Origin of the sequence: Hymenobacter amundsenii, assembly GCF_002204745.1 — a bacterium.
GTDB classification, from domain to species: domain Bacteria; phylum Bacteroidota; class Bacteroidia; order Cytophagales; family Hymenobacteraceae; genus Hymenobacter; species Hymenobacter amundsenii.
On the sequence record NZ_NIRR01000001.1, the window covers coordinates 13324 to 33657 of the forward strand.

Here is a 20334-nt window from a genome sequence, read left to right on the forward strand (position 1 = left end):
CGCTTGCATTGCTGCGTTATCTGGGTCAATGGCTTGGGGCTTCGATGCTGAAGCTGCTTTTTTTGCCGTTCGTATAAAACAAAGTCCGCCCCTGTTCGTCAGTATGCCTAGTCCGTTGGCTTTCTGATCCGGGCCTTTTCGCTACCGTTATGATGTCGCCTTTGCCGTTGCTATCCGCTCCGCCCGTTGGATTCGGAATTCCTTTGCCCCTGCGGACCAACTATTCTGTCTGGCCCTACCAGGCGCGGTTCCGGCAGGCAGCCCAGGCTATTGCCACCGGTATTTTCGAGTCCCTCGACGAAGACTTGCACCCCCACGTGTACCTGCTGGCCTTACCCATTGAAGCTGCCGGGCTGGACGATGACGAACTGCCGGCCGCCGTACAGTTCGAACCCGAAGAAGGGGCGCTGCTTGCCCACCATTTCGAGCAAGTGCTCGAGCGCGGCCGCGTGCTGCAGCTCACCCACACCTGGCAACCCACCGACCTCGACCTGGAAAGTGAGGATATGCTGCGCCGCAAGCAGTTCGGGCGGGGCGTGCGCCAAGCCGTGCAGGAAGTGCTCGACGAGCTCGATGTGCCCGGCAAGCACCTTTCGTTTGCCGGCTGGCCCGTGCCAATTGGCCGCCACGTGGTGATGCCCGTACTCCAGCTCAACCGCAAGGTGTATAACAGTTACCCCACGCTGCAGCCCAACCGCTACTACACCGACGGCCGCCAAGTATCGAATTCCCTGATCATGGCGTCGATTCTGCGCTTCAACGAGGACTGCATCAAGTCGCTCACGGAGCCCGAGCCGGGGTCTGGACTGCTCATCCGCCCCCGCGAAACCGACGAAATCATCCGCTCGGCGGGCAAGCTGTTCATGGATACGCCAGCCCAGGACATGGGCATGAATCCGGCCGCCACCAAGCTGTTCGCTACCTGCAACACCATTTCCTCGCTCCGCTACGAGGGAGCCGAGGGCGTGGGCAAGCTACTGTTGGCCCGGCGCGGCCACCCCAACCTGGCCGAGGTGTTTGCCCTCACTTGTCCCACCCCACTCACCGACTACCGGGCCGTGCGCAAGCTGCTCGAAATGACCACGGCTGACGTAAGCTTACTCGCCGACGGCGAAAACGTGTACGCATTGGGCCGCCAGATCGGGCAGTACGACGCCTCCCGCGAGGATTTGTTTGTCATCAGCTTCGTGACGCATTATGCCTGGGAGTTCCAGCACGGCGGCCAGGTGCTCATGCGGGCCCACTACGGCAACCCCAGCCTGCCCCGGGCCCGCCTCAACCGCACCAAGTTCCGCCGCGACCTGCGCCGCACATTCGAGCTCACCGACGCGGCCAAAATAGAGAAGCTCTGGGACGTGGTGCTCGAAGCCAGCCGCCAGAAGCACGGCACGCTGCTCGTTATCACGACCGAGGCGCTGGCCGAAGCCGACCGCCTCAAGCTGCAGTGTACCCTCGTCGAGCCGGTGCCGCTCACTCCCCTCATCACCCGCCTCGTTACGGCCATTGATGGGGCCGTACTGCTCGACCCCGACGCCTTTTGCTATTCCATCGGGGTCATTCTCGATGGCAAAGCCACCGGCCGCGGCACCAGCACCCGCGGCGCCCGCTATAACTCAGCCATCCGCTACGTCGAAAGCAGCCCCTACCCCTGTCTGGCCATTGTGGTGAGCGAAGACGGCCTGATGGATGTGATTACCAAGGAAAGCGTAGCCAACGGTGAGTGAATCGGGGAATGTGTAAGCAGAAAACAGCGTCATTCAGAGCGAAGCAAAGAATCTCGCGTGCCATGCTAACGCCTGATACTAGGGTTACTTCGGCACGCGAGATTCCTCGCTTCGCTCTGAATGACGTTCTGGTTCGTTCGTTTACCCTCCTACCGCTTCGCCCGGAACGACCACGTAACCCGGAAGACAGCCACCGTATCGCCGGCTTCATCGACGCCGGTGCTGGTGGCCACTACGGTACGGCCTTCGCCGGTGGCACGGCTCTCAGCCAGTGCCCGGGCAATGGCCGCGCCGTCGGGGCAGGTAAAGCGAATCAGGCCCACGGCTTTCTTGGTGAAATCGGCTTGCAGGCCCACGACCAGCATCGAGGCCGGCGGGCCGCTCTGCACGTGCATCATGGCCAGCAGGCCGCTGGCCATTTCGGCGGCCATGCTCAGGCAGGCGAAATAGATACTCTTGAACGGATTCTGGGTCAGATACTTATAAGGCACCGTAACGGTGCATTGCTCCGGCGTGAGGGCCGCCACCCGCAGGCCGGCCAAGTAGGCCATGGGCAGCCGCCGCAGCATAAACAGCTTCAGCTTGAGCGGATTGCTGATGTCGCGGCGGAATTTTTCCAGGCGGGCCGTATCGGCCGGGGTAACAGGAGTTGGTTGGTCTGACATGGTAGGGCGGCGTGAGCACCCCAATTAACAAAAAATACTCGTCATGCCGAATATCCTTAGCTAACCAGCCCTTCCCCAGTTCACCGGTAACGTTGCTACTAGCTGCCCCCTACTTCCTCCGTTCTTTCGGCTGGGCCGAAACCGGGGCTACTGGCCGCACCATCAATTCGCGGTAGCCATAGGTGGGGTCGGGCTCGCGGCCGAATTCCAGCTCCGGCAGTTCCCCAATAACCAGCTCCACGGTCGTATACACGGTATTGCCGTCTAGCAAGTGCCCGCCCAGGGTACGCCCCGTCGAATCGGCTACCGAGAGGTGCAGGTGGCTGCCGCTCAGGGCCAGCGTGCCTACCAGCGACACGATTTCGAAGTGACCCTGGTATACCGTAGAACCCTCCTGATTAGCCAACCGAAGCGTGGCGGTGGTCAGGCTACCCACGCCCGTTAGCACGCAGGCGGCGCGCAGGTTCTGGGCAGTCGTGAAGGCCAGCAGCTCGCGGCGCAAATCCTGCCCTGGCCGCAGCCGGAGGGCGTAGGTGCGCAGGGAAGAGGCCGGAGCAGCGGTTGAGGCGGGCATAGCAGCGGGAGTGGTTTGCGCGGCCGCCGGGGCAGCACCAGCCAATGCGGCCAGCAGCCCGAGCAACAGGCAGCGCCCGAAAGAGAATGGCAGACGGTTCATGTCCGCAAAGAACGGCTATTCGGCCGCGCTATTTACTTGTTAAAGCTCACGTTGCCGTAGCGCACTTTAATGTTGACGTTACCGGCATTGCGGGCCGACACGGCTCCGAAAGAACCTTGCGTGTCGCTCGAAGAGGGGCTGGTTTCTTCAGAATCCACTTTTACCAGGCGCTTATCCACCAGCAGACGGCCATGGTCGGTGTTCACGTCGAAATCGAAGGCCGCCCCGTCGGGGAAGTTGAGCAAGATGGTGCTGTAACCCCCATCAAGCGTAATCTGGCGAAAGTTCTTGCCGGTATTGCGCACCTCGAAATTAGGGCAGTACTGCACCTTCATATCGAGCTGGTTGCTCAGCTTGTCGATGCTGAATTTCGAGTAGCCCGAGAAACCGCGCAGGTTATGCACCGTACCCAAGGCTACGTCGCCGTAGCGGCTGTGCACGGTCAGGTCTTGCACGGTACCAATATCGATGTCGGAGTTGTTGTTGCGCAGCTCCACGGTCCCGGCTTCGGTGAGGCGCACGTTGGCATAGGAAGCCTCAATAACGGCCCGGCCGGCGTAGGGCACAGCGGCGCGGGCGTTGGTCAGGCGCAGGGTGTTGCGGGGGCCTTCGAGGCGGGCTGTACGCAAGTGGCCGTACTCTACGGTCAGTTCCGTGGCTCCGGTCAGGTCGCCAGTCAGGCTGATGCCGCCGAAAGCGTTATGCAGCGCCAGCGGGTTATTCTTGGGCACCCACACCGTGTAATTCACTTCGTAGAGCTTCACCCGGCTGCGGCACTCCTGGGGCAGCGCGCCGAAGCGCGAGCGGGCCGAAACGCCGCCCGTGGCCGGGTCGCGGCCCAGGATTTCTACCTCAATCATGGCTTGCAGCTCCTGCGCTTTCTCCTCCGTTTCGGCCCGCGTGATGATATCGACATCGGTGCGGATTTCGGGACGGTTCCACACGTTCACCTGCACCCGGCCGTAGCGCGTGTCAAGTGTATAAAGCTTGGTGGCCGAGGTCGGAAAAGTCCGGCTGAGCTTGCGCACCTTCTCTACGGCCAGCGCGGGGCGGCCATCGTCTTGCTGCGGCCCCTGGGCCATACTGCCCTGGCAGGAGTCGGGTTGCCCCGGCGCTCCTGCGAGCGGCAGGGGTGCGGCGGCCGGCTCGTAGAAATGTGCATTAGGTCCGCCTCCGGCTCCCGACTGCGCCCGGGCGGCGGGGCTCGCTACACTCAGCAGCGCGGCCAGCGCCAGCAGTCGGCCGGTCCCGCCGGGTATCAGGCGAAAAGCACGCATAGCTTACGGAGTGCGGCGGCTGTCGGCCACCATGTAGGGTTGGGTATGGTAGGCCCGAATCTGTTCGCGGGTGCGCAACTGCTGGCCCAGCAAATCGAGCCGGATTTGCATGTTGCGGTTCATGGCATCGAGCACTACCGCAGGCTCGGGGTTACGGTAGAGCTCTACTTTCAGCTGCTGATAATCGGAATCAAGCGCCGCCAACTCCTGCTCCCATTCGGGCTGCGGGGTAGCCGTTTCGCGGTCGGCAACCTGCAGCTCCTGGCGGCGCTCGGCGAGCTGGACGGCGTAATAGGTTTCCAGGCGCTGCACGGCGCCGGCCAGGCGCTGCTCGGGGCCATCCGAGGCCGGCGTAGCCAGTTCGGGCACCGTGTACGGAGTCAGGGCCGGTACGGGGGCTTGGTGTAGGTTAACCAACTGGCCGGCACGGGTCCAGATGGTGGCTTCGGGGCGCTGCTGCCAGAACCAGGTACCTAGCAACAACAGCGCGGCCACGGCGGCCGCAATGCCATAGGGCCGAGCCGAACGAGCATCGGCTGTTATATCAGGAATTTGAGCTGTGAAAGAGGTAGCGGCGGCCGGGAAAAGCGGCAACACTCGTCCTGGGTCCTCAGCGGCTTCCGCCGGGGCGGAAGTCCCGTCAAGGTCCTGAGCAATGGCGTCCCACAAGTCCGGACGTGGCTCAAACGCGTCGAAATCGGCGCGATGATGGTCCACGAAGGCTTCCAGTCCGGTGCTTATATTATTCATGGTGAGTAGCAGGTGAAGGCAGGGCCGGAGCAGTTGGTCGGGCGAGGGGTGGGCCAGAACCGAACCGGCAGAATACCGCAAAGGGGTCGGAGAATAAAATCAGCGGGGCTTTACAGGCCGTGCTGGCGGGCCAGCTCTAAAAGCTTTTTTCGGGCCCGGCTATACTGCGATTTAGAGGTCGATTCGGTGATGCCGAGAATACCGGCAATTTCGGCATGGTCGTACCCTTCGAGCAGGTACAGAGTCAGCACGACGCGGTAACCATCGGGCAGGTCCTGCACGCAGCGGCGCACTACGTCGGCCCGCCAACTGGTAATTTCCGGATCGGGGCCATGGTCGGCGGAGTCGGGAGCCGCGCCGTCGTGCTGCTCACCCAGCGGCACCAACGTTAGGCGGCGGTTGCGCAGGCAGTTGATGCTTTTATTGATGACGATGCGCTTAAGCCAGGAGCCAAACGACGAGTCGCCTTTATAGCTGTGCAACTCCCGAAAGGCGCTCAGAAACGCTTCCTGCAACACATCCTCCGCCTCAGCAAAGTCGCCGGTAATGCGCAACGAGGCGTTGAACATGGCCTTGGAGTAGCGCTTATAGATTTCGGCCTGGGCTCGCCGGTCGCCTAAGCGGCACCGCTCGACTAGCGGGGCATTGATGTCGGTATAAGCAAAAGCCTCCATAGGGTTTCGGCAGAATGAGCAGAAATTCGAAAAACGCGGAAAAGTAAATATCCGGTTTTCTGGGCAGAAACGGTGCGGCCGGCGGGCAAGCAGGAGAAAGACGACCGGGCCGGGCCGGGGTTGCACCCAATGATTTAACACACCAAGAGACTATAAAAAGTGTCACGCCCTGTCTATATTTCAACTCCTTGAACCACTACTACCTTATGAAATTTCTTCCAGCCCTGCTACTTGCAGGTATCTGCTTGGCAGCCTGCACTAAGAGGGATGCTGCGCCCACCATCGACTTCGGTCCCAATGGTGGCATTACCCAGCGTGACGCCAGCGGCAAGCTATTCGGCACTATCGATACAACCGACTGGACCGCTGATACCAAGAACTGGAACAAGCAAGAGCGGGCCTTATTCACTTTACCACTTGATGTGAATGCCCCCTACATCCTCCGCACCATCCCGGGTGAGTTTGGCCCCAATCCGAGCAGGCTGAATTCAACCTCGGGTTTCAGCCTCTACGGTATTCCGTTTAATGCTATGTGGGAGCTGGCATTTGTCGATAAGAACTACAAGGTTGTCGACAGGCAGAAATACGGTCCTTTTAAGGTTGCCGACGTACGGTTCCCGTTTGAGTTTCCCGCTGATAAGTTCGCTTCTGGCACTACTTACCGCGTGTACTACGTCGTTTATTCGACCAACTCGCCTGCCAGCAGTCCAACGTTGTTTTTGAAAGGACACGGCGACATCAGCCTAATTCAGTAGCGCCAGTTTCTGCAAATGCCAAACGGCCCACTCGGTAGAACCGAGCGGGCGTTTGCATAAGAACAAAGCAGCAGTTACACGTCGAATTTGATGCCTTGAGCCAGCGGCAGCGTGGTGCTGTAGTTGATGGTGTTGGTCTGGCGGCGCATGTACACCTTCCAAGCATCGGAGCCCGATTCGCGGCCGCCGCCGGTTTCCTTCTCGCCGCCGAACGCGCCCCCAATTTCGGCCCCGCTCGTGCCGATGTTCACGTTGGCAATGCCACAGTCGGAACCAGCTTGGCTGAGGAAGGTTTCGGCCTCGCGCATGTTGAGCGTAAAGATGCTCGACGACAAGCCCTGGCGTACGCCGTTCTGCAGCTCGATGGCCGCCGTTACATCGCCGCTGTACTTAATCAGGTACAGAATGGGTGCGAAGGTTTCGTCCTGCACCGTGGTGTATTCGTTCTTCGCCTCCACGATGGCGGGCGTTACATAGGTACCGGTTTCGTAGCCTTCCCCTTCCAGCAGTTCGCCACCGATGAGCAGCTTGCCACCTTCGCTTTGCACGGCCTTCAGAGCCTTCTGGAAGCCGACTACCGAGTCCTTGTCAATCAGCGGTCCGACCAGCGTGCCGTCCTGCAGCGGGTGGCCGATAGGCAGGTTGGGGTAGATTTTGAGCAGGCGGGCCTTCACGTCGTCGTAAATCGAGTCGTGGATGATGAGGCGGCGGGTGCTGGTGCAGCGCTGCCCACAGGTGCCCACGGCCCCGAACACGATGCCCGGCATAGCAATGCTCAGGTCGGCGTGCTCGGTGAGGATGATGGCGTTGTTGCCGCCCAGCTCCAGCAGCGACTTGCCCAGGCGGGCGCCCACGGCCTCGCCTACCTTCTTGCCCATGCGTGTGCTGCCAGTGGCCGACACCAGCGGTACGCGCCCATCGGCCGCCATTTTGGCCCCGATTTCGGCATCGCCAATAATCAGGTTGAAAATACCCTCGGGCAGCTCGTTTTCTTCCAGCACGCTCTTGATGATGTGCTGAATGGCCACGCCGGTGAGCGGGGTTTTCTCGGAGGGCTTCCAAATGCAGGTGTCGCCGCAGACGGCGGCCAGCATAGCATTCCAGCTCCAGACAGCCACTGGGAAGTTGAAGGCCGAGATGATGCCCACCACGCCCAGCGGGTGGTACTGCTCGTACATGCGGTGGGCGGGCCGCTCCGAGTGCATGGTCAGGCCGTGCAGCTGACGCGAAAGGCCCACAGCAAAGTCGCAGATGTCAATCATTTCCTGCACTTCGCCGAGGCCTTCCTGCAGAATTTTGCCCATCTCGTAGCTCACCAGCTTGCCCAGGTCGTCCTTGTGGTCGCGGAGCTTGTTGCCAATCTGGCGCACAATTTCGCCGCGCTTGGGCGCCGGCACCAGCCGCCAGGTTTTGAAAGCCTCCTGAGCCTTGGTTACCACATGCTCGTAGTCTTCGGCCGTAGCCATGGCTACGGCACCGATTACCTTGCCATCGGCGGGCGAATGGATGGTGCGGGTGTTTTTGTTGTCGGTGCCGCCCCACTCCAGGCCGGTGCTCCAGGCGGCGTTGTGGGCCTGTACGCCCAGCTCGCGCAGTACCTGCCGGATGCCGTGGTGGTCGTGGTCCTGAACATCGGTGCCGGTGGCAACTGCTTCTTCGAGTGCTTGCTTCATGGGGTACGGAATATGGGTGGGGTAAGGGTTGCGGGAGAACGAGGTAGCCGGAGTGGCCTCTTACAAAGCTAACAAAAGCTTTCGGGGTGAGTTTTTTGGCGCTCGGCATCAGGGCCAAGGCAACACAAAAAACCCTGCCGCAGCAGCCGCCACGGCAGGGTTTAGTTGTCTTTTCAGGAAGTAATCCGGATTCCGGCTTTCGCCAGGAAAAGACTGTTTTACTGGCCCTGGCCGATGGGGTAGTAAGCCTTGCGGCCGTCGGGATACACGCCTTCTACCAGCGCGCCGTCGGTTTCCTTGGCTGCTTCGAGCAGGCGCTGTACATCCTGGGGCTTCTCGACGCGGTTCTTGTCGATGCGGGTGATGATGAAGCCGTCGGCAATACCGGTTTCGCGGAAGTTCGATTCGCGGATGCCAGTGATTTTGGCGCCGCCTTCAATGCCGAGCTTACCCTGCTCTTGGCGCGATACCGGGCTCAGGTTGGCACCCTCGTACTTCACACTCGTGGCGGCCGTTTCCCGAATCACGTCGGTGGTGCCAGTGGCGTTGCGCAGGGTGGCGCTGGCGTTCCGCTCGCGGCTGTCGCGCAAGTAGGTAATCTTGATCTTATCGCCGGGGCGGAAACGGGCCACCTGCTCCTGGAGTTGGGAAGACGTGTTCACCTTCGCGCCGTTGATTTCCGTGATAACGTCGCCCTCCTTGAGGCCGGCTTCGGCGGCGGCGCTGTTTTTACCGGCGCTCATCACGTACACCCCCTTCAGGTTATCAAGCTTCTTCTCGGAAGCCAGCGTAGCATCCACTTCCCGAATCTGCACGCCTAGCAGGGCGCGTTGCACCACTTTATACTTCAGCAGATCGTCAATCACCTTGCTCACGATGGAGCTGGGCACGGCGAACGAGTAACCAACAAACGAGCCGGTTTGCGAAGCAATGGCCGAGTTAATACCAATTAGGTCGCCATTGAGGTTAACCAGCGCCCCGCCCGAGTTACCGGGATTCACTACGGCGTCGGTCTGCAGAAACGACTCGATGCCCATGCCGTCTTCGCGGCGCAGAATATTGATGTTCCGGCCCTTGGCCGAAATGATACCCGCCGTTACGGTCGAGTTCAGGTTGAAAGGGTTGCCTACGGCCAGTACCCACTCGCCCACTTTCACATCGTCGGAGTTGCCGTAGCGGATGAAGGGCAAGTTGTCGGCCTTTACTTTGAGCAAAGCCAGGTCGGTGTTGGGGTCCCGGCCCACCAGCTCGGCCTCAAACTTGCGCTTATCGTCCATCACCACCTCAATTTTGCTGGCTTTGTCGATGACGTGGTTGTTGGTGACGATATAGCCATTAGCGGCGATAATCACGCCCGAACCCGAACCCTGCTGCGGGCCTTGCTGACGGCCGCGGCCGTGGTTCTGCTCGAAGTCGTCGCCGAAGAACTGGCGCAGGAACGGGTCCATGCGCATGGCGGCATCGTTCTGGCTAGCCTGGGGCGAATATTCGGTCATGACGTGCACGACGGCCGGGGTAACGGTAGCGGCGGCGGCCGTAAAGTTCAGGCCCTCGGGCACGGCGTACGTGCTGCTTTTTAATTCACTGGTGTAGCGAACATTTGGGTCGGCGGCCAGGGCCTGGGGCGAGTTGTCGCGCGCGGGCTCCAGCATTTTATAACCTCCTACGGCCACGCCTCCGCCCAGAATGGCGGAGCCCAGCAGGCCGAGCATCAGTTGTTTTGCTTGCATGGGTATTGAAAAAATGGGTGATAAAAAATGTCGGAAGTGAAAATACCGCTAAAAGGCGAATGAGCAATAAACCGGTCCCTAGGCTCGCCTGCTTAGCTGGTTCTCTAACGCCAGAGCCCAGCGAATGGTGTCCGGTTGCATGGGCGTTCAGGGAGTAAAACAGCCCGTTGGTAGAATGTTTTGGCTGTGGCCGAAGGGTCAGACGGTTAGCACCTGCTCTGGGCAACCAAACGCCAATAAAAAGGGCACCCGAAACGGATGCCCTTATGACGGTGCAATTAGCATACCTCAACCTAGTGCCTGGTTGGCTTCCCGATATCGAAAGGCAGCCCCGGCTGCGAGCTGGCGCCAGTGTGAGTTGGACATCGATAGCCGGCACGGCCATTAGTGTTGCGTTGGCAGAATAATTCGGTCGCTTGACAAGGCGTTTTTGCCGAGCAGGAAGCGCAGATCAAGCCCCAGCACGGGGGTGCGCAGGTTGGTGCGCCCTCCCGAAACAGGATTGCCATTCTGGTCGAACTGTGGCAGGGCATTGATGTACTGGGTTTGCAGGGCCACCCAAGGCGTAAAGTCGATGCGGGGTGAGAGGCGCACGCCCACTTCGGCCCGGGCACTACCAAAGTCAATAAAACGCTCCTTGTTCTGGTTGGCCTCGCGCTGGAAGCGCAGGTAAGCCAGCGCCTCATAGGAGAGCCGGGGCCGCAACTTCAGGCGCGGTCCAAAGCCAAATTCGCGGTCCAAGCCCAGCCGCAGCCGCGCGTGCGCCCGGTTGCCATTGTTGCTGAAAGAATCGTTTGTAGATGCTGCGTATTCCGTCGCCAGCCGCTGCGAGAAGCGGAATGACCCGATCGGGCCAGCGTGCCGAAGCAGTACCCCGGGGGTAAGATTGCCAACTACTCCCAGAAAGTCGCCGTAACCTCCACCCGCGTCGCTGCCGATGCGCAACGTCGGTCCCCAACTCCAGTGCTCGTTCCAGAAGTGTTCGTAGCCCACCCGAAGCTGGCCCCCGGCAAATGTGCTCCCCCCGCGGTTGGTCTGGCTAAATGCATTCACCCCGACCAGCACGTAATCGTTGCCTGGCAGGGCGATTTCGGCTTGTACTTCGGGTAACAACACTACGTTGGAAGTGCTACGATCCTGGGCGGCAGCATTTTCAGCCAGCAGCAAAAGTAGCGCGGTGGCGCCGGGCAGAAGAATACGCATACAGACAAGGATAAACTGACAAGCCCCCAGAACAGGTAGCACTCCAGGATACGAGAGGAGGAAAATAACCGCCGGATGCGGCGCTAAGCGGAAGCGTTGCACGCCCCCCAACCAGCCAGTTAGGCCTTCTCCGCCAGCTCGCGCAGCGTCAGCCAGGCCATCAGGCCGGGGCCGACTTCCAGCGCATGCGGGTCGATGTCGAAAGTGGGCGTGTGGACGCTGGAGGTGAGGCGGCCGCTGCCATCGGCGGCGGCGGTACCTAGGCGGTAGAAGCAGGCGCTGGCGGCTTGGCTGAAATAGGCAAAATCCTCGGCGGCCATCCACTGGTCGAGCTCCACCACATTTTCGCGGCCCAGGTATTCCACGGCAGCCTGCTCGGTGCGTGCCGTGAGGGCGGGCTCGTTTTCGAGGTAGGGGTAGCCACGGCGGATCTCCAGCTCGCAGCTCGCGCCCATGCTCACGGCCAGCCCCTCGCAGAGACGGCGCAGGTGCTCGTGGGCCTCGTTGCGCCACTCCTCGTTCAGGGTCCGGAACGTGCCTTCCAGCTTCACCTCATTGGGAATGACGTTGGTGGCACCCTGGGCAATTACCTTCCCAAACGAGAGCACCGAGGGCAGCTTGGGGTTGGCGCGGCGGCTCACAATCTGCTGGGCGGCCACGATGATATGGGCGGCCACCAGCACCGGGTCTACGTTCTGCTCGGGCATAGCGCCGTGGCCGCCCTTCCCACGCACGGTCAGGTACAGCTCGTCGGTGCTGGCCATGTAGCGGCCGGCCCGCAGGCCCACCTTGCCGGCTGGTAATAGCGGAAACACGTGTTGCCCCAGCACGCTGTCGGGCCGGGGGTTTTCGAGCACGCCCTCGGCAATCATCAGCGACGCGCCCCCCGGCAGCAGTTCTTCGCCGGGCTGAAACATCAGCTTCACGCTACCTTCAAACTCCTCCTTAAGCGCCACCAGAATGCGGGCCACTCCCAGCAGCGACGACGTATGCACGTCGTGGCCGCAGGCGTGCATTACGCCGGGGTTCGTGGATTTGTAGGGCACCTCGTTCTGCTCCGTAATCGGCAGCGCGTCCATATCGGCGCGCAACGCCACAGTGCGGGCGCCGGGATTGCGGCCCTCGATTACGGCTACTACGCCCGTTTTAGCAATAGCCTGGGTTTGCAGCCCCAACTTTTGCAGCTGCGCCGTCACGAAGGCCACCGTTTCGTGCTCTTTAAACGAGAGCTCGGGGTGAGCGTGCAAATGCTCGCGCAACGCCACGGTTTCGGCGGCGGCTTCGGCAGCTAGTTGCTTGACACGAGGTAGCAGGTGGTTCATAGGTTTTGACTGTTAGCTAAAGGAACGTCATTCCGAGCGAAGCGAAGAATCTCGCGTGCTGATGTTGCAATAGTAATCCAACGTCACACGCGAGATTCTTCACTTCGCTCGGAATGACGTTCTTTAGTTGTTGGCGCGATAAGCGGAGGCTAGCGGCTAATAGCTTTCAGCTAACAGCCAAATCAATAGCCCGATTTATTGATGTTTACCTGCATGGACTCCAGTTCGGCGCGGGGGGCCAGGGGGCGGATGCGCAACAGCGCCTGGGCGGCTTCGAGGCGGGTAAGGTAGTCGCCGACTTGCAGGCGGAAGATGGGCTGCTTGTAGGTCAGGTAATCGGTTTCCTCGGGGTAGCGGCTGATGATGGCCCGGCGCACACTCATCGCCTTGTCCTTTTCCAACCCTACGTAGGCCAGTATGCGGTAGCCCTGGGCATACTTTACGTTTTGGTTGGTGAAGGCCTGGTCGCGCAGCCGCTGGTCTATCTGGGTATTTACCTGGTTGGTGGGCGCTACTACCCGGCCGCGCGGCGCGGCTGCCGTAGCGGCTGGCTTCGGGGCCGGAAACACCGGTCGGAACTGGCTCAGGTCTTCGGCCGGCCGTTGGGCGGCGAGGCGGCGGGTGGTATCAGCAACTGGGGCGGCAGGCCCCGATGTCGCGCAGGACCCGAGCGACAACAGGGCGGAAAGCAATAGCACGTTACGAAGTAGCGGTAGAGTCATGAGCGGAAGCGGTTTCAGATTCGGCAGCGCGTTGGGCAGCGTTTTCCGCGCCGGGTTCGGCCAGCAAAGCTACGCCATCGGAAGCGCCAATCCGGTCGGCCCCGGCGGCCACCAGGGCCAAGGCAGCTTCGCGGGTGCGGATGCCACCCGAGGCTTTGAGGCGGATGTGCGTGGGCAGCGAGGCCCGCATCAACTCAATATCGGCCACCGAGCCCCCCCGACTGGCAAAACCGGTGCTGGTCTTCACGAAGTTGGCCCCGGCCTCGGCGCAGAGCCGGCACGCCATCACTATTTCGGCCTCCGTGAGCAGCGCCGTTTCGATAATCACCTTTAGCAACGCCCCGCGCAGCCGGCACAACTCGGCCAGTTGCCCGATTTCGTCTTCCACTTCCTCCTGGCGGCCGGCTTTCAACGCCCCTACATTGAGCACCATGTCCAGCTCGGTGGCGCCGTCGGTCAGGGCCAGATGCCCCTCGAAGAATTTCACCTTCGCCAGCGCATAGCCCAACGGGAACCCAATAACGGTACAAACGGCTACCCCCGAGCCTTGCAGCTCGTCGGCCGCCTGGCGCACGTAGCAGGGCGGTACGCAAACGCTGGCAAAGTGGTGGGCCGCGGCCTCCGTGCAAAGCCGGGTGATCTGGGCCGGCGTGGCATCGGGCTTGAGCAGCGTATGGTCGATGTATGGCGCGAGGTTCATTTCGGGAGGAAGCTTAGGAGCAAAAAGTGAATGATGATGCTCGGCAGGTACTCTTTCTAGCTTGCACAAGCGCCGGACTTCAGGCCTGATAGCCTCTCAAAAACCTTTCCAGCAAAAACCCCGGCTCGCTACCAAGCGGCAACGAACCGGGGCTTACGCCAAATAACACGCATTTCAACAGACGAAATACCTAAAGGAATCGGAACACCGGAATGTCATCCTGGACCTTTAGCCTTCAGGCTTCGGAGCTAGTCAATCAATACGGCCCGATCATTCAGCAGGTCGTCTTCGACTTGCTTGAACTTCACGTCGCGCACGATGCGGCCGTCCATGTATTGTACGCTCACTTTTTCGTTGCGGTTGGCTACTTTCTGCGACTTGGCAGGCTGCTGCTTCTCCATGGTTTGGGTCATGGCGCCATCCTGCTCCAAGTCTTCGGGGCCCGCGCCGAGCGAAACCGACGAAGTTTCCTTCTGGGCTTGCAGCTTGGGCTGGGGCGGGGCCACCGGCAACTCGTCCTCGGTGAAGTACTCGAATTCGTCTTCGCCATCCTGCCCGGCATGGGTCGGTACGTCGGCCCGGAACAGGAACTGGATGGTGTCCTCGTTCACCTTGCTGATCATCTGCTTGAAGAGCTCGAACGACTCGAACTTGTACACCAGCAGCGGGTCTTTCTGCTCGTACACGGCGTTCTGCACTACCTGCTTAAGGTCGTCCATGGCGCGCAGGTGCTTGGTCCAGGCTTCGTCGATGACGGCCAGCACTACCACTTTTTCCATGCCCCGGATTACCTCATGGCCCTTGTTGGCCTGGGCGCGGCGCAGGTTGGCAATGGCCTGGACCTGCTTGCGGCCATCAGTAAACGGCACCGCAATGTTCTCGTAGGGCGCGTTCTGTTGCAGCAGGTCATTGATCAGCCCCATGGAGTTGCCGGCAATGAACTCGTTTTTGCTGTGGTAGTAGCCCAGCGCCTCATCGTAGAGCTGCTGAGTGAGCTGACCAGCGTTCATACCGCTCAGCTGCTGGCCCGTGAGGTGGGTGTCGTAGCCGAAGATGCGGATGATGGCCAGCTTGAAATCCTCGAAATCGTTGCTGCCCTTGTGGCCGATTACGATGTCTTCGCAGACGTCGTAAATCATGTTCCAGATATCGAGCTCGAGCCGTTCGCCGTGCAGGGCATTGCGGCGGCGCTTGTACACCACCTCGCGCTGGGCGTTCATCACATCGTCGTACTCCAGCAGGCGCTTGCGGATGCCGAAGTTGTTCTCCTCCACTTTCTTCTGAGCCCGCTCAATCGAGCTGGTAATCATCGAGTGCTGAATCACTTCGCCTTCTTCCAGACCCATCCGGTCCATGAGCTTGGCAATGCGGTCGGAGCCGAACAGGCGCATCAGGTTGTCTTCCAGGCTCACAAAGAACTGGCTGGAGCCCGGGTCGCCCTGGCGGCCGGCGCGGCCCCGCAGCTGGCGGTCGACGCGGCGGGACTCGTGGCGCTCGGTGCCGATAATGGCCAGGCCGCCCGAACCTTTGGACGTTTCGCGCAGCTTAATGTCGGTGCCGCGGCCAGCCATGTTGGTGGCAATGGTGACGGTGCCAGGGTAGCCCGCGCCGGCCACGATTTCGGCCTCGCGCTGGTTCTGCTTGGCATTGAGCACTTCGTGCGGAATGCCCTTGAACTTGAGCATCCGGCTCACCAGCTCCGAAATCTCGACGCTCGTGGTACCGACCAGCACGGGGCGACCGGCCTGCACGAGCTCCTGTATTTCGTCGGCCACAGCGTTGTACTTCTCGCGTACCGTTTTGTACACCTTGTCGTCCTCGTCCTTGCGGGCGATGCCGCGGTTGGTGGGCACCACCACCACGTCGAGCTTATAGATTTCCCAGAACTCGCCAGCTTCGGTTTCGGCCGTACCCGTCATGCCGCCCAGCTTGTGGTACATGCGGAAGTAGTTCTGGAGCGTAACGGTAGCGTAGGTCTGGGTCAACTCCTCGACGCGCACGTTTTCTTTGGCCTCCAGGGCCTGGTGCAAGCCGTCGGAGTAGCGGCGGCCTTCCATTACGCGGCCGGTCTGCTCATCCACGATTTTCACTTTGCCATCCTCGGTGAGGATGTACTGGTCGTCGCGCTCAAACAGCGTGTAAGCTTTCAGGAGCTGGTTGATGGTGTGCACGCGCTCCGACTGCTGCTGGAAGTCGTCCATCACCTTTTCCTTGGCGTGGAGCTTTTCCTCGGTGCTTAACTCGGTGTTCTTCTCGATGACGGCCAGTTCCGAGCCGATGTCGGGCATAATGAACAGACGGGTGTCTTCGCCCTCACCGGTAATCAGGTCGAGGCCCTTTTCAGTTAGCTCAATCTGGTTGTTCTTCTCGTCAATTGTGAAGAACAGCGGCTGGTCGGCCTGGGGCATCTGGCGCGAGTTGTCCTGGAGGTAGAAGTTTTCCACCTTCAGCAAAATGGCGCGCATGCCGGTTTCGCTCAGGAATTTGATGAGCGGCTTGCTCTTGGGCAGTCCGCGGAAGGCGCGGAACAGCATCAAACCACCTTCACCCTCCTTAGGGCCGTCGTTGCCCTCCTTGATGAGCTTGCGGGCCTCCACGAGGTAGTTCTGCACCTGCTTTTTTTGGGCATCTACTACCTTCTGAATCCGGGGCTTGAGCTGGTAGAACTCGTGCACGTCGCCGCGCGGAATCGGACCCGAGATGATGAGCGGCGTCCGGGCATCATCAATCAGCACGGAGTCCACTTCGTCGACCATGGCGTAGTGATGCTTGCGCTGCACCAGCTCCTGAGGGTCGCGGGCCATGTTGTCGCGCAGGTAGTCGAAGCCGAATTCGTTGTTGGTGCCGTAGGTAATGTCGGCCAGATATGCCTGGCGGCGGGCGTCGGTGTTAGGCTGGTGCTTGTCGATGCAGTCCACCGTGATGCCATGGAATTCGAACAACGGCGCGTTCCACTCCGAGTCGCGCTTGGCCAGGTAGTCGTTCACCGTTACTAGGTGCACGCCGCGGCGGGCCAGGGCATTGAGGAAGGAAGGAAGCGTCGAAACCAGCGTTTTGCCTTCGCCGGTGGCCATTTCGGCAATCTTGCCCTGGTGCAGCACTACGCCGCCGATCAGCTGCACATCGTAGTGCACCATGTCCCAGGTAATTTCGGCACCAGCAGCCAACCATTTGTTTTTCCAAATGGCCTTATCGCCCTCAATCACGACGTTGCCCTTGCGGCTGGCGTATTCGCGGTCGTAATCGGAAGCCGTTACTACGAGCTGCTTGTTTTCGGCGTAGCGGCGGGCGGTTTCCTTGGTAATGGCGAACGAGAGAGGCAACACCTCCATCAGCACCACTTCCAGCTCCTTGTTGCGCTGCTTTTCGAGGGCGTCAATCTGATCGAAGATTTCTTCCTTCTGGAGCGCGTCGAGGGTTTCGCCGTTCACGCGGCCGTGCAGGCCGGCGAGTTGGTCGTCGAGGGTTTTGAGGTGGGCGTCGATGCGGGCCCGGACCTCGTTGGTACGGGCACGGAGCTCGTCGTCGCTGATGGGTGCCAGTTTGGCATATTCGGCGTTAATCAGCGCCACGTACGGGACAATCTCCTTCAGGTCCTTGTCGGATTTCGACCCGAACAATTTGGCGACAGTCTTCCCTAGAAAATCAAGCATGTTGGTTTACCTTAATTGAAACGCCGGGGCGCAACTCAAATTTACGGCGATTTTCGGGAATACCCCGGCTCTTTTACCGTCACTACGTCGCCCCGACCCCCGAAACGACAAACCCCGCACCTCAAAGAGTGTGCGGGGTTTGCCTAGTCGGATTACTTGTCAGGTAGTGAAGCCGAGCGAATTAGTGACTGAACAGTTGAATCGCTGATTCACTCAGCACTCATTTACTTCTTGGCCGGGTCGCGGGGCACGAGCTTTTCCATGATGGAAGTGGAGCCGATGATGGCGGGCTTTTTGGGCTTGTCGGCCATTTCCGGGGTGGCGGTCAGCTTTTTGTAAAGCGTTAATGCCTGGGCTACTACCTGGTCCATGTTGTAGTACTTGTAGGTAGCCAGACGGCCCACAAAGTGTACGTTTGGGGTTTCGTCGGCCAGCTTCTTATACTTATTGTAGAGCTCGGCATTTTCCAGGCGCGGTACGGGATAGTACGGGTCGCCCTCGGCCTTGGGGTACTCGTACACGATGGCCGTTTTGGGGTGCTGCTGGCCGGTGAGGGCCTTGAACTCGGTGATGCGCGTGTAGAGGTTGTCGTTGGGATAGTTGACCACCGGCGCGGCCAGGTAGTTCTCGGTATTCAGCGTTTCGTGCTTGAACTCCAGGGAGCGGTAGGGCAGCTTGCCGTACTGGAAATCGAAAAACTCATCGACCGGACCCGTGAAAATCATTTCCTTGAACGGAATGAAGTCGATGATGTCGTGGTAGTCGGTGTTGAGCATCACCTTGATATTCGGGTGATCCAGCAGCCGCTCGAACATGCGGGTATAGCCGTGCAGAGGCATGGCCTGGTAGGTGTCGGTGAAATACCGGTCGTCGCGGTTGGTGCGGGTGGGTACGCGGCTGGTCACCGACTTATCGAGCTCCGAAGGGTCCATGCCCCACTGCTTGCGGGTGTAGTTGCGGAAGAATTTTTCGTACAGCTCCCGGCCCACCTTGCTCACTACCACATCTTCGGACGTGCGGATAACCGGCACTGCCTCGGCCACCGACGCGAAAAACTCCTCTACTTCGAAGCTATTCAGCTTGAGCCCGTAGAGCTTGTTGATGGTATCGAGGTTAATGGGCATCGGTACCATTTGGCCGTCAACGGAAGCCAGCACGCGGTGCTCATAGGGCCGCCAATCGGTAAAATCGGACAGGTATTCGAATACGTCCTTGGAGTTGGTATGGAAGATGTGCGGGCCATATTTGTGCACCAGAATACCGTCCTCGTTGTAATGGTCGTAGGCGTTGCCGGCAATGTGGTTGCGCTTATCTACAACCAGCACTTTTTTATTGGAGCGGGTGGCCAGCCGCTCGGCCAGCACACTACCGGCAAATCCGGCCCCGACAATTAGATAGTCAAACATAAAGCGGTGTTTGGGAAGTTAAAAAGAGGGGAAATAGGGCAGGATGAAAAAATTAGGCACGCAGCGTATTCCGACTAGTGTAACCGCTTAAACGGTATTTGTTCTAATTGCACAGCATCCGTTCCAGCTTTAATTATCTGCCCGAATTTTGGCTGCTAACCATTCTGTACTAAGGCATTATTTACTGGCCTGCTGCTGCATGAGGTCTACCATCTGCTGCCAGGTTTGATCCCAACTGATGGTGGCCAAGTAATCATCGGTACGTTGGCGCCAATCGGCATCCTGGGTCTGGGTGAGGGCTATTTCGATTGCCTGACCGAACTCGGTGGCAGTGGCGGCAACCTGCACCAGCTTCAACTCACCGTAGGGCCGCACTACGTCGCGGATGGGAGTGCTGACAACGGGGCAGCCGGCGGCCAGATACTCGGGCGTTTTAGTGGGCGAAATAAACTTCGTGCTCTCGTTATCAGCGAAGAGCAGCGTAGCCACATCCCAACCCCGCAAGTAGGCAGGTAGTTCCTGATAATCCTTACCGCCGAGATAATGAATATTGGCATTGCCAGGCAGCGTAGCCGGGTCGATTTTGACTACCGGCCCGATAATGACAAACTGCCACTCGGGATGCGCTTCGGCCAACTGGCCCAACAAGTCAATATCGAGTCGCTCATCAATCACCCCGAAAAAGCCAACGCGGGGGTGGGCAATTCCAGCCTGGTCGGTAGGCTCGGTCATTTCGTGGCGGGCCTGGCCGAAGTGGTCTTTGTCGATGCTGCTCGGAAAGGGGTAAGCGGCGGCGTGCTGCTCGCGCTTGGCCTCGTAAAGCGTGTGGCCACCGGTAAATACCAAATCGGCTTTCCGGAACAACTCTTGCTCCCGCTCGCGCAACTCGGGCGGCGCGAACTTGAAGTTGGCCAGCTCGTCCATGCAGTCATACACCGTCAGGACCGGCGCGAAGCCACGCGACTTGCCCAGGGCCATTGGGGTGTAGTACCAGAACAGGTACTTGATAATATCCTGGTCTTGGAAGAGCTGTTGTAATAATTGCTGCTGCGCCTCATCGGCGGCCGGCGCATCGTGGCGCAGGTTTTCGGGCAGGTGAGCCACCACCACTTTCAGGCCGTGGGGGCGCTCTTTTATTTCAAGGTGGGGCGCTACCTGGTCGTTATCGTGGTAAAACGCGTCTTCCACGTAAAATACCGGTCCCTGCTGAGCAAAGCGCGACATCAGGTGCTGGGGCCGCTGCCACACAAAATCCCAGTGGAGGTGGGCAAAGCACACCACGGCGGGTAGCTGATAAGCGGCAGACGGGTTGGAGGAATTAGCAGCGTGGGCGGTGCGCACGGACGATTCCGCCGGCGAAGCAAGCGACATAGAAAGCGAGATAAAGAATGAGGAACTTCCGGT

Annotated in this window: 16 protein-coding genes; 2 read left to right on the top strand and 14 right to left on the bottom strand. The window is 59.9% G+C overall.

Annotated elements, in window-relative coordinates:
• Positions 1-149 precede the first annotated feature (149 nt).
• On the top strand, positions 150-1724 hold the full coding sequence (locus CDA63_RS00055; protein ID WP_088462407.1) for a DNA integrity scanning protein DisA nucleotide-binding domain protein: 1575 nt from the start codon (positions 150-152) through the stop codon (positions 1722-1724).
• A gap of 149 nt (positions 1725-1873) precedes the next feature.
• On the opposite strand, the gene CDA63_RS00060 is transcribed toward CDA63_RS00055, so the two are convergent.
• The 5 genes from CDA63_RS00060 to CDA63_RS00080 all read right to left on the bottom strand — a co-directional run bounded on the left by CDA63_RS00060 (position 1874) and on the right by CDA63_RS00080 (position 5766).
• Positions 1874-2389, bottom strand: a complete 516-nt coding sequence (locus CDA63_RS00060; RefSeq protein WP_088462408.1) for a PaaI family thioesterase — start codon at positions 2387-2389, stop codon at positions 1874-1876.
• A 109-nt stretch (positions 2390-2498) separates the two neighbouring features.
• Positions 2499-3065, bottom strand: a complete 567-nt coding sequence (locus tag CDA63_RS00065) for a PPC domain-containing DNA-binding protein (RefSeq protein ID WP_088462409.1) — start codon at positions 3063-3065, stop codon at positions 2499-2501.
• Between the two features lie 32 nt (positions 3066-3097).
• A complete protein-coding gene (locus CDA63_RS00070; protein WP_126546653.1) occupies positions 3098-4342 on the bottom strand; it encodes a hypothetical protein in 1245 nt (414 codons plus the stop codon).
• Between the two features lie 3 nt (positions 4343-4345).
• The gene (locus CDA63_RS00075) at positions 4346-5173 is read right to left on the bottom strand and encodes a hypothetical protein (protein WP_126546654.1); all 828 of its coding nucleotides are present in this window, start codon (positions 5171-5173) and stop codon (positions 4346-4348) included.
• Between the two features lie 29 nt (positions 5174-5202).
• Complete coding sequence (locus tag CDA63_RS00080; protein WP_088462412.1) at positions 5203-5766, bottom strand: RNA polymerase sigma factor; 564 nt, start codon at positions 5764-5766, stop codon at positions 5203-5205.
• A 206-nt stretch (positions 5767-5972) separates the two neighbouring features.
• Here CDA63_RS00080 and CDA63_RS00085 point away from each other — a divergent pair, with 206 nt between their 5' ends.
• The gene (locus tag CDA63_RS00085; protein ID WP_088462413.1) at positions 5973-6521 is read left to right on the top strand and encodes a hypothetical protein; all 549 of its coding nucleotides are present in this window, start codon (positions 5973-5975) and stop codon (positions 6519-6521) included.
• 74 nt (positions 6522-6595) lie between these two features.
• Here the strand turns inward: CDA63_RS00085 and amaB are convergent, their stop codons facing one another.
• From amaB to CDA63_RS00130, 9 genes are all read right to left on the bottom strand, one after another.
• The gene (gene amaB, locus CDA63_RS00090; RefSeq protein WP_242434498.1) at positions 6596-8194 is read right to left on the bottom strand and encodes an L-piperidine-6-carboxylate dehydrogenase; all 1599 of its coding nucleotides are present in this window, start codon (positions 8192-8194) and stop codon (positions 6596-6598) included.
• A 218-nt stretch (positions 8195-8412) separates the two neighbouring features.
• The gene (locus CDA63_RS00095) at positions 8413-9924 is read right to left on the bottom strand and encodes a Do family serine endopeptidase (RefSeq protein WP_242434499.1); all 1512 of its coding nucleotides are present in this window, start codon (positions 9922-9924) and stop codon (positions 8413-8415) included.
• A gap of 384 nt (positions 9925-10308) precedes the next feature.
• The gene (locus CDA63_RS00100) at positions 10309-11127 is read right to left on the bottom strand and encodes a hypothetical protein (RefSeq protein ID WP_088462415.1); all 819 of its coding nucleotides are present in this window, start codon (positions 11125-11127) and stop codon (positions 10309-10311) included.
• 119 nt (positions 11128-11246) lie between these two features.
• On the bottom strand, positions 11247-12449 hold the full coding sequence (locus CDA63_RS00105) for a M20 metallopeptidase family protein (RefSeq protein ID WP_088462416.1): 1203 nt from the start codon (positions 12447-12449) through the stop codon (positions 11247-11249).
• Between the two features lie 182 nt (positions 12450-12631).
• Positions 12632-13171, bottom strand: a complete 540-nt coding sequence (locus CDA63_RS00110; RefSeq protein ID WP_126546655.1) for a sporulation protein — start codon at positions 13169-13171, stop codon at positions 12632-12634.
• Positions 13149-13871 carry a deoxyribose-phosphate aldolase gene (gene deoC, locus CDA63_RS00115; RefSeq protein WP_088462418.1) on the bottom strand — a complete coding sequence of 241 codons (723 nt, stop codon included), beginning with the start codon at positions 13869-13871 and terminating at the stop codon, positions 13149-13151. The genes CDA63_RS00110 and deoC overlap by 23 nt, the downstream gene beginning before the upstream one ends.
• Positions 13872-14119: 248 nt before the next feature.
• Positions 14120-17524 carry a preprotein translocase subunit SecA gene (secA, locus tag CDA63_RS00120; RefSeq protein WP_088462419.1) on the bottom strand — a complete coding sequence of 1135 codons (3405 nt, stop codon included), beginning with the start codon at positions 17522-17524 and terminating at the stop codon, positions 14120-14122.
• A 224-nt stretch (positions 17525-17748) separates the two neighbouring features.
• Positions 17749-18930, bottom strand: coding sequence for a UDP-galactopyranose mutase (glf, locus tag CDA63_RS00125; RefSeq protein ID WP_088462420.1), 1182 nt, complete (start codon positions 18928-18930; stop codon positions 17749-17751).
• Positions 18931-19107: 177 nt separating this feature from the next.
• Positions 19108-20301 (bottom strand): glycosyltransferase family 1 protein, encoded by a 1194-nt coding sequence (locus tag CDA63_RS00130; RefSeq protein WP_088462421.1) that lies wholly within the window; start codon positions 20299-20301, stop codon positions 19108-19110.
• Between the last annotated feature and the right edge of the window lie 33 nt (positions 20302-20334).